Annotated in this window: 17 protein-coding genes; 5 read left to right on the forward strand and 12 right to left on the reverse strand. The window is 68.4% G+C overall.

Annotated features, from left to right (window positions below; all coding sequences use genetic code 11):
- Positions 1-93: 93 nt before the first annotated feature.
- The 12 genes from AB0N07_RS46470 to AB0N07_RS46525 form a co-directional block, all read right to left on the reverse strand.
- Complete coding sequence (locus tag AB0N07_RS46470; protein ID WP_365846283.1) at positions 94-228, reverse strand: FxLD family lanthipeptide; 135 nt, start codon at positions 226-228, stop codon at positions 94-96.
- Positions 215-1207 (reverse strand): GntR family transcriptional regulator, encoded by a 993-nt coding sequence (locus AB0N07_RS46475; RefSeq protein WP_365846285.1) that lies wholly within the window; start codon positions 1205-1207, stop codon positions 215-217. The genes AB0N07_RS46470 and AB0N07_RS46475 overlap by 14 nt, the downstream gene beginning before the upstream one ends.
- A gap of 154 nt (positions 1208-1361) precedes the next feature.
- Positions 1362-1529 (reverse strand): hypothetical protein, encoded by a 168-nt coding sequence (locus AB0N07_RS46480; RefSeq protein WP_365846287.1) that lies wholly within the window; start codon positions 1527-1529, stop codon positions 1362-1364.
- A 146-nt stretch (positions 1530-1675) separates the two neighbouring features.
- A complete protein-coding gene (locus AB0N07_RS46485) occupies positions 1676-2929 on the reverse strand; it encodes a DUF6302 family protein (protein ID WP_365846289.1) in 1254 nt (417 codons plus the stop codon).
- A gap of 594 nt (positions 2930-3523) precedes the next feature.
- Positions 3524-4768, reverse strand: a complete 1245-nt coding sequence (locus tag AB0N07_RS46490) for an acyl-CoA dehydrogenase family protein (protein ID WP_365846291.1) — start codon at positions 4766-4768, stop codon at positions 3524-3526.
- A gap of 92 nt (positions 4769-4860) precedes the next feature.
- A complete protein-coding gene (locus AB0N07_RS46495; RefSeq protein ID WP_365846292.1) occupies positions 4861-5517 on the reverse strand; it encodes a GAF domain-containing protein in 657 nt (218 codons plus the stop codon).
- Positions 5517-6080 (reverse strand): ATP/GTP-binding protein, encoded by a 564-nt coding sequence (locus tag AB0N07_RS46500; protein WP_365846294.1) that lies wholly within the window; start codon positions 6078-6080, stop codon positions 5517-5519. Before AB0N07_RS46500 ends, AB0N07_RS46495 begins: the two co-directional genes overlap by 1 nt.
- Before the next feature lie 31 nt (positions 6081-6111).
- Complete coding sequence (locus tag AB0N07_RS46505; RefSeq protein WP_365846296.1) at positions 6112-6528, reverse strand: DUF742 domain-containing protein; 417 nt, start codon at positions 6526-6528, stop codon at positions 6112-6114.
- Positions 6528-7019, reverse strand: a complete 492-nt coding sequence (locus tag AB0N07_RS46510; protein ID WP_356119980.1) for a roadblock/LC7 domain-containing protein — start codon at positions 7017-7019, stop codon at positions 6528-6530. The genes AB0N07_RS46505 and AB0N07_RS46510 overlap by 1 nt, the downstream gene beginning before the upstream one ends.
- Before the next feature lie 64 nt (positions 7020-7083).
- Complete coding sequence (locus AB0N07_RS46515; protein ID WP_365846298.1) at positions 7084-8559, reverse strand: ATP-binding protein; 1476 nt, start codon at positions 8557-8559, stop codon at positions 7084-7086.
- 58 nt (positions 8560-8617) lie between these two features.
- Positions 8618-8953 (reverse strand): ATP-binding protein, encoded by a 336-nt coding sequence (locus AB0N07_RS46520; protein WP_365846300.1) that lies wholly within the window; start codon positions 8951-8953, stop codon positions 8618-8620.
- Between the two features lie 413 nt (positions 8954-9366).
- Entirely contained in the window at positions 9367-9801 is a 435-nt protein-coding gene (locus AB0N07_RS46525) for an ATP-binding protein (protein WP_365846302.1), read from the reverse strand.
- A gap of 206 nt (positions 9802-10007) precedes the next feature.
- Here AB0N07_RS46525 and AB0N07_RS46530 point away from each other — a divergent pair, with 206 nt between their 5' ends.
- The 5 genes from AB0N07_RS46530 (at position 10008) to AB0N07_RS46550 (ending at position 14597) form a co-directional block, all read left to right on the forward strand.
- Entirely contained in the window at positions 10008-10811 is an 804-nt protein-coding gene (locus AB0N07_RS46530) for an aminotransferase class IV family protein (protein WP_365846304.1), read from the forward strand.
- 15 nt (positions 10812-10826) lie between these two features.
- The gene (locus AB0N07_RS46535) at positions 10827-11747 is read left to right on the forward strand and encodes an SUMF1/EgtB/PvdO family nonheme iron enzyme (protein ID WP_365846306.1); all 921 of its coding nucleotides are present in this window, start codon (positions 10827-10829) and stop codon (positions 11745-11747) included.
- 587 nt (positions 11748-12334) lie between these two features.
- Positions 12335-13252, forward strand: a complete 918-nt coding sequence (locus AB0N07_RS46540) for a helix-turn-helix transcriptional regulator (protein WP_365846308.1) — start codon at positions 12335-12337, stop codon at positions 13250-13252.
- A 13-nt stretch (positions 13253-13265) separates the two neighbouring features.
- Complete coding sequence (locus tag AB0N07_RS46545) at positions 13266-13472, forward strand: DUF397 domain-containing protein (RefSeq protein WP_365846310.1); 207 nt, start codon at positions 13266-13268, stop codon at positions 13470-13472.
- A gap of 249 nt (positions 13473-13721) precedes the next feature.
- Positions 13722-14597, forward strand: coding sequence for a helix-turn-helix domain-containing protein (locus AB0N07_RS46550; RefSeq protein WP_365846312.1), 876 nt, complete (start codon positions 13722-13724; stop codon positions 14595-14597).
- Positions 14598-14667 lie beyond the last annotated feature (70 nt).

Consider the following 14667-nt stretch of genomic DNA (forward strand, 5'->3'; position numbering starts at 1 on the left):
CCTCCCGCCACCACTCTTTGTGGGGGTGGGGGGGGGGGGGGGGGCCGGGTGGGGGCCCCCCCCGCCCCCCCCCCGCTTCCGGGGTGGCCCGGCTTACGAGGTGGTGCAGGCGCTGGGGCAGGAGCTGCCGCAGGTGTCGCCCGTGCTGCACATCAGGACCGTCTCGGTCGCCGGTGTGCCCTCGATGAAGGTGATGTCGAGCCCGAACGGGTCGTCATCGGCCTTCACGAGGTCCGCGTGCGCGGGCGTGGTCGGCCTCTCGGCCTGGATGGCGGTCATGCATGCCTCCCTGTGGGTGATGGATGGTGCGGGATACCGGGGCCCGGTCGGGCCCCGGAGCTTGTTCCCAGACGGCCATGCCTGGCGAAGCCGCCTGAGCCATGGCGCCTGGGGGCGGTGTCCGGGCGCTCTGCAGTCGGCTACGTGCCTTGCGATGCACGAAGGTTCCGCTGGCCTGGCGCGTGATGAGGAGCCCGGACTGCTTGAGCGGGGCGAGGGCTCTGTCGACCGTGGGGTGGATGACGCCGAACTCCTCGGCGAGTTGTCTTGAACCCGGGATTTCGGTGCCTTCGGGGTAAGTGCCATCCAGCACCCGGTCGATGACGGCGTCCCGGATGCGCTGGACGCTGGGCTGGGCCCGTACGGTCCAGCTCTCCCACTGCCCCGATGGCATACGCACTCTCAGAAGGGGCCCGGTGGGGGGTGCTTCGGGATCGATCACCACCGTTCCACGGCCTTCGACGCTGAGCATGATGCCCTGTGCGGCCAGCCGGCCGATGGCACGGTCCACCGCGCCTCGGGTGACGCCGAACTCCGCACACAGCTCTGCTCTCGGAGGGAGCACGTCGTCCACCCGGTAGGTGCCGTCCGCGACCTGGGCCCGCAACGTTGCCTCCACGTTGTTGTCGGCCCCGAGCGTGGTGAGCATGCCTGCTTCGTCGAGGAGCGTGCGCACGAACGAGTAGGAGCGGCCCAGGAAGGCCGCGATTCCCTGGAGGGTGCCGCCGGCGTCGCGTGCCTTGGCAACTGCGGCGCGGTACAACTCACGATCGTGGGCGGTCAGATGTGCGCCCGGATCGTAAGCGGGCAGCTGCTTCAGGTGGTGCCGCCACTGCGGGACGGTGCCGGCCGCTGTGCGCTGCCCCGGCCTGCCCCGGCGGCCGGGGCTTATCAAGATGCGAGGGGCATAGTGTCCGCCGCTGGTCACGTGGATCTCCATCGAAGGGGTGTTGGTTTTGCGGGATCACCCGTCCCTGTGCCGCAGAGCCCCGCGTGCGACTCGCACAGGGACGGGAGACGGAGCTGGATCGCGAACCGCCCCGCGCCCCGGAAGTGGGCACGAGCACAGGGCGGGCTGGCGGCTAGTCCGGGTCCTGCCCGAACCAGCGGCCCTCGCGCACACCCCTCTTGTGCTGAGGCTGGGACACCACCTGTTGCCTCTCCCGTGGAGTGTGTGCACCGGCCTCTCGTGAGTCGCGGTCTCGCCGTGCCTTGGCGGCGTCCACGTTCTTGCTGCTCTTCTTGGCCATGCGCGTTCCGTTCTGCGGTGTTGCCTGTTGCGTCCCTGGTGACTGCGCGAGGGCTGCGGGCTTGGTGACGTACTTCCTGGGCGGCCGGCGCAACGGCTGCCGGGGCTTCTTTGAGTGCGACTTCAGGTGAGGTGAAGGGGGGGACGTCATGAGTCCTCCGAGGCCGCTGGGCGGGGGCGCGTCGTGGGCTGCGGTTCCTTCTCGATGGGTGCCGGTTTGAAGGCGAGGCCAGCGAGTGCGCCTGCCGCCTGGGGGTCGAGCGCGGCGTGGGGGTGGGCGGAGTGCCAGCGGTGCGGCGGGACGAGTCCGGGTGGTTCCAGGGGCCAGTCACCGACCGGGCCGTCGATGAAGGGGGCGTCACGCGGTGTGAAGTCGATCTCGGCCTTGCGGAACACCTTGCTGAACCGCGTCATGGGGTTGTCGCCGAGATCCGTGGCGTGCGTGAGGGACAGGGCGCTGCCGGGTGGAAGGTGGTCGCGCAGGGTTTCCATGGCCGCGCGCACGGTGTCGTCGCCGCTGATCCAGGGCAGGACGTCGTGCAGCAGCACGCCGATCGGGCGGCCGAAGTCGAGCACATGCTGCACCCGCCCCGAGGTGAGGAACTGTTCCATGTACTGGATGTCGCCCTGAACCCACTCCGGCCCAAGGGGGTGCTCGTCGGGGCCCATACGGAAGGCGCCGAGCAGCGTCCGGTCGTGGTCGGCGTAGAGGACGCGGGCCGTCTCCCGATGACGAGCCACGACGTCGGCCAGGCTCCACCCCCACAACTCCTCGACGGGTGTGCCGAAGTCAGGTAGGAGTCCGCAGCCCAGGTCGAGGAACTGGTCGATGCCCCGCTCAGCGAGGCGGGCGACCACATTCGGTAAATGCAGCCGGTTGATGACCGCGGCCGTGGACAGTGTGTGCGCGTCGTCTTCGGACAGGGAGGCGACGAAGTGGCGGTCGGCTAGGTAGCCGTCCTTGGTTCCTCCCAGGAGGACGCGCTGGATGCGGGCCACCGTGGGACTGTGGGGCAGGTCGGGCATCTCCGTGACCGGGATGCGGGCGTCCTCGCGGTTTTGCTCCGCCGTATACGCCTGTACGCCGGCCGCGTGGTAGCCGAACATCTGGGCCTGGTGCCGGGGTTCCTCAAGGAGGGTGTTCAGGCCCCAGCGGATGATGCGTGACGCGTCGATCGCGCTGCCTGCCGACGTGCTGTCCCGCAGGTTTGCGAAGCCCGGCTTGCCCTCCAGGGCGAACAGGACGTCCAGCGCCTGGCTCCAGCCCTTCACGGTGACCTGACCGGCCACGCGATCGCCGCCCAACGGCACCGCGAGGCAGGTCGCGGTGGGATCGGGATGGCGCAGTTGTACTTCCACGGCCGCGTCGAGGAGGGACGGGTCCGCCAGCCGTTGTCGCATCACCGCGCGGTCGCGCTCACACCGTGACCGGACGTCCGGCTGAGAAGCGAGGCTCCGGCCGTCCTGGCCGGGAGGAGGCGCAGCCGTGCTCTCACCCGCTGCGCGCTCAGGGGCGCGTTCCTGCAGGCGTGCGGGGTCGGCAGCGTCTTTAGCCGAGTCGTCGACCGGGGGGCGGGGTGGAGTCGGGTCAGGTGTTGAGGTGTTCACGATGATTCCTGCGGGTTTCAGTGGTTGAGGTGCGGGAGGTGTGCGCTGTTGTGCTTGGGGCCCCGTCCCTGTACCGGCAGCACCCCACGCACGGCGGGCACAGGGACGGGAGAGCGGGAGCCGGCCGCCGGGTCCCGGATCACCGACGGTCCGGGGCACGACGGCCGACGCATCATGCGGATCTCGCAGATCCGACGCCGGCGAGTGGTCCGAACCGGCGTCCGGCACTTCACTGCGGACAACAACGGGAGGCATCGCAAGCTGCTTTCGGGATCAATGTGGGTGTGGCCCCGGTCGCCGGGCCGGGGAGTGAGGTGACGGCCCGGCGACCGGGAGTGGAACCCGTGCGCGGCAGTGGATGTCAGCGGGGTTGCCGCGCACGGGAGTTCATGCCGGGGTCGGGTCGGGGCTGGTCCAGGAGAGTTCGGCGGCAAGCCGCTGGGACCACTCGATGTCCATCTCGCCGAGGGCGGTTTTGGCGAGGTGGATGCGCTGGAACTCGCCGGTCCCGGCAGGCGCGTAGCCGTACGGCAGGTCGCGGTAGAGGCGTTGGAGTGAGTAGTCACCGTCCAGGCCGTACGCGCTGTGCAGTTCCATCGCGTCCCGCATGGAGTCGGCGGCGAGCTCGTGACCGGCGTTCTTCGCGCCGATCAGCTGGGCATCACAGGGCACGCCCAGGTCGAGGAGGTGAACGGCCTGGTAGGCGGCATTCCGCGCGAGTTGGAGGCGGTTTTGCATGCCGCCGAGCCGGTCTCGCAGGACGGGAAGGTCGGACAGCTGCCCGTCGTAGCGTTCGCGGTGGGACAGCCACCGGGCGGTCATCTCGACGAGGGCTTCGTGGATGCCGAGGCTGACCGCGGCGAGGTTGGCCCGGCCGTAGAGGATGCTTGCGCTCTGCGCGACGAACAGGCCCTGGCCGACGTCCCCGAGGACGTTGGCCGCGGGTATGCGGACACGGTCGAGGTCCAGTCGGCCGACGGTGAAGCCGTGCAGGCCCAGGCCCGGCCTGTGTGGCCGCACGGTCAGCCCCTTGCGGTCGTGCTCGACCAGGAACGCGGTCAGGGCCTGGGAGGCAGAGACGCCGGGCGGCGCGGTGCGGGCGATGACCACATGAAGGCCGGCGAGGTGGGAGTTGCCGATGTGAGCCTTGCTGCCGGTGATCACCCACCCATCGCCGTCCCGGTCGGCGGTGGTCTCGATCCCCCCGATGTGCCCGCCCCTCTTCGGCTCGGTGACTGCGATCGACAGCAGCACCTTCCCCGCTGCTGCCTGCGGCAGCCACTGCGCCTTCTGCTCGGCCGTGCCCCAGTGCTGCACCGCGCCGTTCGGGATCAGGCTGGCCTGGAGGATGGCCGCCACGGCGGCCGAGACGACACCGGTGCGATGGATGAGCACCGTCTTGGCGACGTGTCCGGCTGCCATCCCGCCGTACTGCGTGGGGATCGTGACGCCGAACCAGCCCCGCTCGGCCATGAGTTGGGCTGCCTTGCGCTCGACCTTGTACGGGGCGGCCTCCATCGTCCGTACGCGGGGGGCAAGGTACTCGGCGGTGAAAGCGTCGGCCTCGTGCCACAGCCGGTGGTGGTCGGGGGTGAGGTAGGGGGCGAGTTCGGGGGGCGGGGTGGTGGGCATGGTCGTCTCCCTCTCCCTGTGTGGGGTCGCAAGGCGGGGTGCGGCCGGGCCCCCGGTCGTGGGGGTGCCGGGTGGGGGCGGCGAGGAGGAGCTCAGCGCGCGGCAGCGCCTGATGTGAGGGCGTGCAGGACCTCGGCTCCCTCGTCCTTGATGACACTGAGGAGGCGTCGTGCGTCGGTGCGGGGGCGGGCTTCGGGGTCGATGGTGCACACGGTGCCCAGCGTGATCCCGGTCTCGGCGTGGATCAGCGGGGCGCCGAAGTAGGAGCGGATGCCCACCGCGTCGACCACGGCATTGCCGGAGAAACGGGGTGAGGCGTGGACATCGGGCAGAGGCAGCGCCCTCTTGCGTTTGACGACGGCGGGGCACCAGCCGTGATCGCGGCTCATGGAGCGCCCCAGGATCAGGTGACCGCTGTCCGGGGAGGGGTTGTGCAGGCCGACGAATGTCTGCACGCCGAGGAAGATGTTGACGAAGCCGTAGAGCATGCCCGTCTTCTCGGCGAGGTGGTCCGCGAACTGGTCCATCAGGTCATCCGGCCCGGTGGGCACGCCCAGGCGCTGGATCAGTTCCACGCGGGCCTGGTGCTCGGCTGCCTCCTGAGCCTGGGCCCGGCTGACGGTCTCCTGACCCAAGGTGATCGTGCCGGGTTTCGGGACGATCAGATCCTGCTGGGTGGGGACGGACTGTAAACCGGGCCTGCGGCGGACGAGTGCGGGCGGATGGGGGGTGTGCGTGTGCTGTGTCATCAGACGTCCAGAGGGGTGTGATCGGCGGGGATTTGGTCCAGGGCGTGGTCGACAAGGCAGAGCAGGACTTTCACGACTGCCGCAGGTACCCGGGCGTCGAAGGTCACGAAGGGAATGTGGGGGGCCAGGGCGAAGGCTCGGCGGATGTCGTCGAGGGGGTAGCGGTGGGCGTCCTCGAACTCGTTGACGGCCACGACGAACGGCAGCTTGGCGCGTTCGCAGAAGGTGACGGCGTCGAAGCTGGTGTCCAGGCGGCGGGTGTCGGCCAGCACTACTGCGCCCACGGCTCCGCGGGCGAGGTCGTTCCAGAGGTCCCTGAACCGCTCCTGGCCGGGCGTGCCGAACAGCATGAGTTCGATCGGCATCGGCACGTCGAAGGTGACGCGGCCGAAGTCGAACGCCACTGTGGTGGTGCCTTTCGTCTCCACCCCGTCCAGGCTGTCGGTGGTGGTGCTGGCCTGGGTCAGGTACTCCTCGGTGGAGACCGGCTCGATCTCGCTGATCGCGCGCACGGTGGTGGTCTTGCCGACGCCGAATCCCCCTGCGACGAGGATCTTCAGCACGGCAGCACCGGTGTGGGAGGCGGCGGCCGAGTCAGGCGGGTTTCTTGTGGGGCAAGCGTGTGAGACCGGCATGGAGTGCCTCCAGGAGCTGTCGGGTCGGGCGGTTCCCCGTCGGGGAGTCGGTGGGCGTGTAGGGGGTGGTGACGGGCAGCACCAGGACACGGGCGTCGACGAGGTCCGAGATCAGGACGCGGGTCGCGGTCAGCGGAAGGCGGATGGTGCCCGCCAGTTCGGCCACCGACCGGCGCCGCTGCCGGCACAGCAGCATGATCTGCTGGTACTCGCCCTCGGACAGTCCCGGGCCCGCTCTGCCGTCCCCGGCCTCCAGCACGGTCTCCGGGCTGAGCCAGTGGCGGGCGTGGGTACGGCCCCGGGTGACGAGGTAGGGCCGTACGAACGCCGGGTCCGTTCCGGTGGAGGGCGGGGTGTTCTGACCGGGCCCGGTCATCAGGCACTGCGCACGGGCTCGACCATGTACGGGCCGAAGCGGTCCACCAACAGGCCCATCTCGTATCCCACCGTTCCCGCGTTGGCGTCAGGCTCGGCGATCACGGCGAGCACGGTGTCGACCGTGCCCAGCGTGTTGCCTGGCTGGTTCGGGAAGATGGCGCTGGTCCCGGCGATCGACGCGAAGATCAGTGCGTCCTCGCGTTCCACCACCGCCAGCTTCAGCGCCTCCCTGCCGCCCGTCGGACCCGGGATGGCCTCGGCCAGGGACGCCAGAGAGCCCAGCGTCGCCGCCCAGGTGTCGGCCCAGTCCTTGTGGATCGCGCTGTCCACCAGCTTCAGCCCGTCACGCGAGATCAACAGCGCGTGCGTGACACCGGGCACATTCGCGACGAAGTCCGTCAGCAGCCCGGCCATCTGCTTGCGGGCGTCCGGCCCGGACGCGGCAACCGTCACGCCGCCGCCTTCCATCTGGGTCGTGTCGTAGGTCATTGGGAATCGCTCCTGCCGATTACGGACCGGCCTGCGGTATCGGGGCCAGCCATGGGTGGGGGGACTACGGGTGCGCGCTCGGCGGCACAGGCGGACCGGAGGCGTCCGGCCGGGCATCTGGGGCGGCGCGGTCCTGCGCGCGAGCGGCCTTGATGCCGCTCTGGAACGCACCTGCCAGGCCGTAACGCGGCCCCGTAGCCGCAGGCTTGGGCCGGGACGGTCCGGGCAGCTCCGGTGACTCGCTCACCACGCGCTGGGGCAGCGGGGGCGCTCCGGCCGCCTGCCCGGCCCCAGCGGCCGACGCCGACCGAGCACCGGTGGGAGCGGGCTGCCCTCCACCGCTCCGCGGTGGCAGCGCAGAATGCGCGGGCGTTGCCGCCGGTGGAGCAACGGGCGGAGGAGGAGAAGCAGCGACGTCAATGGGCGCCGCCACCGCCACCAGGAGCCGGTTCGGGACGACGACCAAGGCGGTCGTCCCCCCGGTCGGGTTCTCCTGCAACTCGACAGACATGCCGTAGTTGCGGGCGATCAACGCGGCGGTCAGCAGGCCGAGCCGTCCCGCACTGACCTCCGCACTTACGTCGACTTGATCGGGGTCAGCCAGCAGACGGTTCCACCGCTGCCGGTCGTTCGGCCGCATCGGGATGGCGACGCGGTCCTCGACCTCGATCGCCAGCCCCGTCGCCACCCGCTGGGCCCGCACCTGCACCTTGGACGCCGGATCGGAGAACTGCGTCGCGTTTTCGACGAGTTCGGCCAGCAGGTGTGTCAAGTCCGGCCCCACATGCCGGGGAAGACCGAGCTCCACGCCCACCGTGCCAGCGGCCACGGTCACCCGCGCGTAGTGCATGATCTCCTGGTTCGCACCCCGCAGCACCTGCACCACATTCACCGGCTCCCGGGCACTGCGCAGCGACTGGCCGGCGACAACGGCCTTGCTCTCCACCCAGCGCCGCATCCTCGTCACCAGGTGATCAAGCTTGTAGATCGTGTGCAGCTGGTCGGGGTCGTCGGTCAGGTCCTGCAGATGATCAAGCATCGCCAACGCACGGTCGATCAGCGCGTGCTCACGCTTGGAGAACTGGTGCAGCATCGACAGCAGCACTGCCGACTTGGATTCGTCGCGCACGCGGGTCAAGGCGGCAACAGCCTGCACCTGAACCTCACTCAGCAGCGCCACCACCTCATCCGCCGGGCCCGCTCCTTCCAGCGGCGGAAGGCTCTCGGGCAGCGCCGGCGTGCCGCCCCGGCACAACTCCTCCGCCGTCCACACCACCAACTTCTCCACTGCGGACACCCCTTCGGTGACCCGCTGCAACTGCGCCTTATGCGCCCGTTCAACAGCCAAGGACGCCGCCTGTGCCCGCACAGCCCCGAGCCCGGCAGCCCCCAGCAGCCCTCCCGCTAACGCAGCCAGAAGCGGCCCTGCCGAGGCGTGAAAGATCTGCCAGAGGATGACGGCACCGCCGAGCACACACAGAACGAGCCCCAGCGGGGCTGCGACCGCCGCCCGGACCTGCTCCAGCACATAGCGGTCCATCGGCTGACGGGGCCGTCCAGGGCGGCGGTGCGTGACCGGGCGAGTGGGGGACACACGGTCAGACATGGGGATCCTCAAGAGTCGCAACTGAACAGGGACAAGGCACCGGAAGGGACGGTGCGCTGGGCGTATCAAACGGAGAGGGGCGCAGCAGGACGCAGACGCTCTTACGGAATCCCGCCGGCGGAGCCTCCAGAGCGATCTCGCCTCCGAGCGCGCGCACCAGGCCGAGGCCCGTTTGCTTCGGAGCGGCAATGGCGTGTTCAAAAGCGGTGAACTCTGTTTCCTGGTCCGCCACCTGGACGACCAGGTCTTCCTGCTCGTCCAGGAAGAGGACGAGCAGGACCTCGCCCTCGCCGACGTGATCCACGGAGTTCTGCACCAGCTCTGTCACGACACGAAGAGCGACGGTGCGATCCCCGGCCCAAGCCGCCATCGTCAGCCGGGTCTGAGCGTGCCAGCGGGCTAGCCGCGCGGTGCCTGACGCAATCGGCCACCTCTGCTCCCACCTCTGGGGGCGGACTGGCCCGCATTCCTCGGACGACGGCAGCGCAGGCGGCCCCATCATCTCTTGGTCGGGAAAGATCGGTCCCCGATCAACATCGGTGGCAGCCAGCACAACAGGCGGCTGATTCTGGTTGGGCGAGTGGGCAGACACAGGGAGCGGATCTCCGATGGGCCGGTGAGCGGCGTAAAGGGCAGGGAGCGGGCGCAACCCGTCCGCTCGCAGCCGATCAGGGGCAGCCAGACGCTGCCATGGGGAGAGCGAGACGACGCCAGATCTGCACCCTGGCGGGACCGCAGCCATCAGGCCCTCCCCTCAGGAATGCCGAAGATGCACCACGTCGTCTTGCCGTCTTTGCTGACGCCCCACGTCCGGGCCAGGACGGCGACGAGAAACAGGCCGCGGCCCGACTCGTCGTCGTCACCCGCGAGGCACAGTTCGGCTGGAGTCGGGTTGCCGTCAGTGACCTCGATACGGAGTTCGCCGTCGTGGTACCGGAGCCGAAGTCGCACGTCCCCTGTCCCATGCTCGACGGCGTTGCTGACCAACTCGGAGACGGCGAACACGATGTTCTCGGCAAGCTCGCCGTTCACGTTCCACAGACCCAACAGGGCGCGGGTGATCCGGCGTGCGCGGCTGACGAAGGCCGGGTCGGAGGCGAAGGCCACATCGACGGCGTGCGGCGTCTGCGGCGGCGCCTTTGGCGCGGCTAACGCGACGGCTGTGGCGGGGCTCATCGGTGGCCTCCCGAGCGGGCGGTGTGGGGGAGCGTGCTGTATCTGGCGCCCTTGCGGCGCACGGCACGCCTCGTCTCGTCGATCACCAGACGTGTTCGCACGGTGACCAGCGAACACCGTGCTGTAAGGAAGAGGGAAGGAACTCTTTGTGAAGTTGACCCGTCAGTAACTAGGTTTGGGGTGCCGCCAGAGGGCACGGTCCTGACATGCTGGGCGGCATGGTGACTCTCGATGGAAAGCCCGTATCCGCAGACGACTTGCTGCCCCTGGCCCTGACCAACGTCGGCCACTTCACGTCCATGCGTGTCGATGCAGACGGCAGCATCCGGGGCCTGACGCTGCACATGGAGCGCCTCGTGCGAGACAGCAAGATCGTGTGGGGCACGAGCGTGGACGCCGACCTCGTCCGCGCGTACGTCCGCCAGGGCTTGGAAGGACAGAGCGGCCCCTGCGTTGTCCGCGTCACGATCTATGACCCGAAGGTCGAGCTGGGGCACCCCGCCGACGCCAACGATCCGCACATCATGGTGTCCGTGCGCGGTGCCGGTGCCCTGCCCCCAGAGCCGCTTCGCGCCATGAGCGTTCCGTACGATCGCGACCTGCCCGAGGTGAAGCATTGCGGCCTCTTCGGCGCGCTGCATGCCCGTCGCACGGCGCAGCTCGCAGGCTTCGGCGACGCACTGTTCGTCGGTCCTGACAATCTCGTTTCCGAGGGCGGCACCTGGAACGTCGGTTTCATCGACGGCAACGGAACCGTGGTGTGGCCGCAGGCGCCCGTGCTGCCCGGCGTGACCATGGCGCTCCTCCAAAAGCACGCCAACGGCGTCGAGCACCGCACCGCCCCCGTCACCCTCGACCAGGCCAAGCGCATGGGCGCAGTCTTCGCGACGAACACCAGCATCGGTGTCCGTTCCTTGTCGGCGATCGACGACAAGGACCTGCCGACGGAGCACCCCGTGCTGGACATGCTCCGCGAGGCGTACCTCTCCATCCCCGGCGAGACCCTCTAGACGCCGGGGGCCAGCGTGGCGACGGGGATCACACGATGGACGGGCCGGGAAGTCGCTCTGCTGCGTGAAGCGCTGCGCATGAAGGGCACGGACTTCGCCAACAAGGTCGGCATCAGCAGCCGACAGCTCGTGAACTGGGAAAACCGGGGCGCCTCGATCAAGCCCTTCCCAGGCAACCAGGCCGCACTGGACACCCTGCTCGCTACGGCGTCCCCCGATGCCCAGTGGCGGTTCGCTCAGTCCCTCACCGAGCAGGCCGCCGTCGGGCACGACGAACGCACCGAGGAACTGCTGCGTCGTGACCCGCGAACCATACGGCACCCGGTCGACGGCAAGGTCATGATGCTCGTTGAGGAGGGCATCTACCTGTCCGGCCCCAACGACACATCGATCTGGGTGGACACCTACCGCATCGACGTCTACCCCACGAGCAACGGCGACTACGAACAGTTCGTCCGCGCCACCGAACATCAGCCGCCGCAGCACTGGCCCGGCGGGCGCTGCCCCAGCGGCCTGCACGATCACCCTGTGGTCTGGGTGACGTGGCATGACGCCACGGCATACGCCCGCTGGGCGGGCAAGGCGCTGCCCACCGTCGAACAGTGGGAGAAAGCCGCTCGTGGCCCGAAGGGGCACGCCTACCCGTGGGGCGAGGAGCCCACCGCCGCGAAGTGCAACACCGCAGAGTCGGGCATCGGCGGCACTACGCCCGTCGCCCGCTACCAGTCCGGCGTCAGTCCCTACGGGATCTTCGACCTGTGCGGCAACGTGTGGGAGTGGTGCTCCACACCGGGAACCGACGGGCCGGACCGGTACCAGCTGAAGGGGTCCGCGTTCAGCAGCCCCTTCGACCGCGCCGCGCCAGCGCTGGAGAACGCGGCCAGCGTCTCGATGAAGGACAACGACACCGGGTTCCGCTGCGTCACCGTTGTGTAGACCGATGCGGACGGGCCGCCCGGCGCTAGCCCCCGGCTTCACGACTACCCTTTCGCGGTGTCGGGCGTCAGGAGCGCGACGAACCCGCCGTGCTCCTTGACCAGGGTGAGCTGGAATTCGTACTCGTCCGGTTGCGGGCTTATGGGCGAGTGCATGAGTGCCACGACCTCGTCGACGGACGCGTGACCGGATCTGCTGTCGCACCGCGGGCCAGCCGGCTCTGGGCCGAGTGGCCTGTGTCGCGATCCGACAGCGTCGACTCGCGCTAGTGGGGCGAAGCCAAGATTCGCCACGTTGTACCGCTGTGGGTTTGATCAGGGTTCGGGCCATCACGGAAGTCCTTGTCGTGGGGTCGTGATGCATCGCTCAAGATCGCTCAGGGTCGCGCTCGAACTGCCGTCGGCTGCGATCGAGTTGGAGTATGACTCCGGATCTCTCGCCATGTAACGCTCACAGAGAAAGTGTCCGCATGAGCGTTCCGGGCATATGCATGGCCGTAACGCGAGGCTTGTTCCGCCGTGTAACTTCCTTGTGGCGGCTACGAGCCAGCGGGGAGACTGGCAGTACTCGTTCAAGGGAGCATCGTCATGACGACAGGGCCGACGACGCCGGCCACTACGAACGAGCTTGCCGACGACGCGGGACCGACAACGCGACGGCGGCAGCTCGGTCTTCGTCTACTGGCCTTGAGGGAAGCCGCGGGGCTGTCAGCTGAGGAAGCTGGCGAGCGGGCAGGCGTTTCCAAGGCAACGGTCAGCCGCTACGAGCGCGCCAAGGGCAATGTGCGCTGGAATCAGGTCGATCAGCTGTGTCGGGTTTACGGAGCCCCGGATGTTGAGCGAGAAGCCCTGGTGGAGCTGGCGAAGAACAGCAAAGCGACTGAAGCGTGGTGGGTACCCTTCGCCGGAAAATTGACGGACCAGATGCGAATGCTCCTTGGTCTTGAGAACGAGGCTTCCTCCATCAGCCACCACACAGTGGGCGTGGTCCCTGGCCTTCTTCAGACAATGGAGTACGCGCAAGCGATCCAAGCGACGCCGGAGAAAGCCCTCCCAGGAGAAGAGCTCCAGGAGTATCTGGCGATGCGTATGCAGCGACAGCGGATCCTCGACCGGCCGGCTCCGCCCACCTACCACGTGATCCTGGACGAAGGGGTGCTGCGGCGCCGGGTGGGCAGCCCTGATGTCATGTCTGCCCAATTGGACCACCTGTTGGCCCGTGGCCAGGAGCCGAACGTGAGCATCCAGGTGTTGCCGTTCAGCAAGGGCGCGTACACCGCAGCGCTCAACAGCTTCATCATCTTCGGAGGGTTCGCTGGACCTGACCCCTCCTTGGATGTCGTCTTCCTTGAGAACCAGGTCGGTTCGCTGTTCCTGGAGGAGGCACCAGCTGTGGAGGAGTACACCAAGGGCTTCGCCTACCTGCGCCAAGAGGCGCTGGATACACACTCCTCGGCGGAACTGATCGCCGAGGCTAGCAAGACGCATCTGCGAGACCGGAAGTAGCGAGGAAGAACACGTGGTCGAGAAGCCCCAGCCCGCATGGTTCAAGAGCACGTACAGCGGCTCGCCCAGCAACGAGTGTGTGGAGTGCGCCGTACAGCAGGGCACCATCCACGTGCGTGACTCGAAGTGCGCCGAGCGGGCGACCCTCACGTTCACGCATGCGGCGTGGGCCACGTTCGCTTCGGCGGTGCGCGTCGGCAGCCGCCTGGAGCGGCGCTGATCTGCGCTGCTATTGCGCCGGCCCGGGACCCAGGAGCGTGGGTTCCGGGCCGGAGCTCATGTGGAGGGCTCCGCTGCCGCGCCTCCTCGCTACTGGTTCTGACGGAACACCTGAACCGGCGCCGCAGGGTGCGCTATTCAGAGTGGGTAGGACCGCAGATAGGCCCTGAAAGTTCCCGATGCTGAACGATGATGCGGACAGCTGAGAGCCAGCGATGTTGTCCGCATCAGGGCTTCGAAGGGAGAAGCCGTGCCGCAGAAGCCGAGACCTCTGGACGAGACCAGGTCGGTGCGTGCCTGGTGGGGTAAGGAACTCAGGAACTGGCGGAACGTCAGAGCCTTGTCTTCCAAGGCGTTAGGGCTGATGGTGCACGTCAGCGGTACCACGATCGAGCGCATCGAGAAGAACGAGCGATCGTGTGACGCGGCATTGGCGAGGCAGTTGGACGACGCCCTTGAGGCCGGCGGAGCCTTGGTTCGGCTCTGGCGGCTCGTGGAAGAGGAAGCGGACAAGCGCCGTGCTGATGCGGACAAGCCGCGCCCTGCAGTCGATGCGGACGACTCTGCTGTAGCGGCCACGGGCATGCTTGAGGCGGACCCGCGCACACTTTTGGATGGGAGCCTGTCACCCGTGGAGCGCCGCGCATTGCTCGCCTTTGGCGGCCTCGCCGCTGTTGCACCTGACTCGTTCGCCGATCTGGTCCCAGCGCTCGACCAACCGCCTCTTCCCGACGTTGTCCGCCCCGAGGACATCGAGCAGGTGCGATCCGCCTCATCCGTTCTTGCTAAATGGGACAACCTGTACGGAGGCGGAGGCATCGTCCGCAGTTCCCTGATCGGGCAACTGAACTGGGCCAGGGGCCTCCTTGAGGCTGACTACGCTCCGGCTATCGAAGCCGAACTCTTCACCGAAGTTGGCCGATTGGCCATCGTGATGGGAGCCAGTGCCTTCGACGCCTACGCGCATCGGGATGCGGCCCGGCTCTTGAGGTTCGGCCAACGATGTGCGGAACATGCCGACAACTGGCATCTTCGGGCGACGGCGTTGAACTGGCTTGCGAGGCAGGCGATCTGGTGCGGCGAGCCGGACCATGGTCTGACCCTCGATCCACCGCGTGAATATTGATCACGGGTGTCGGGCGGGTTGCGGGTGTTTCTTCGGGGTGCGGGCAGCGGTGATCGCCGGGTGGCCGTCC

The sequence above is a fragment of the Streptomyces sp. NPDC051172 genome, from assembly GCF_040682555.1.
In the GTDB taxonomy this organism is placed as follows: domain Bacteria; phylum Actinomycetota; class Actinomycetes; order Streptomycetales; family Streptomycetaceae; genus Streptomyces.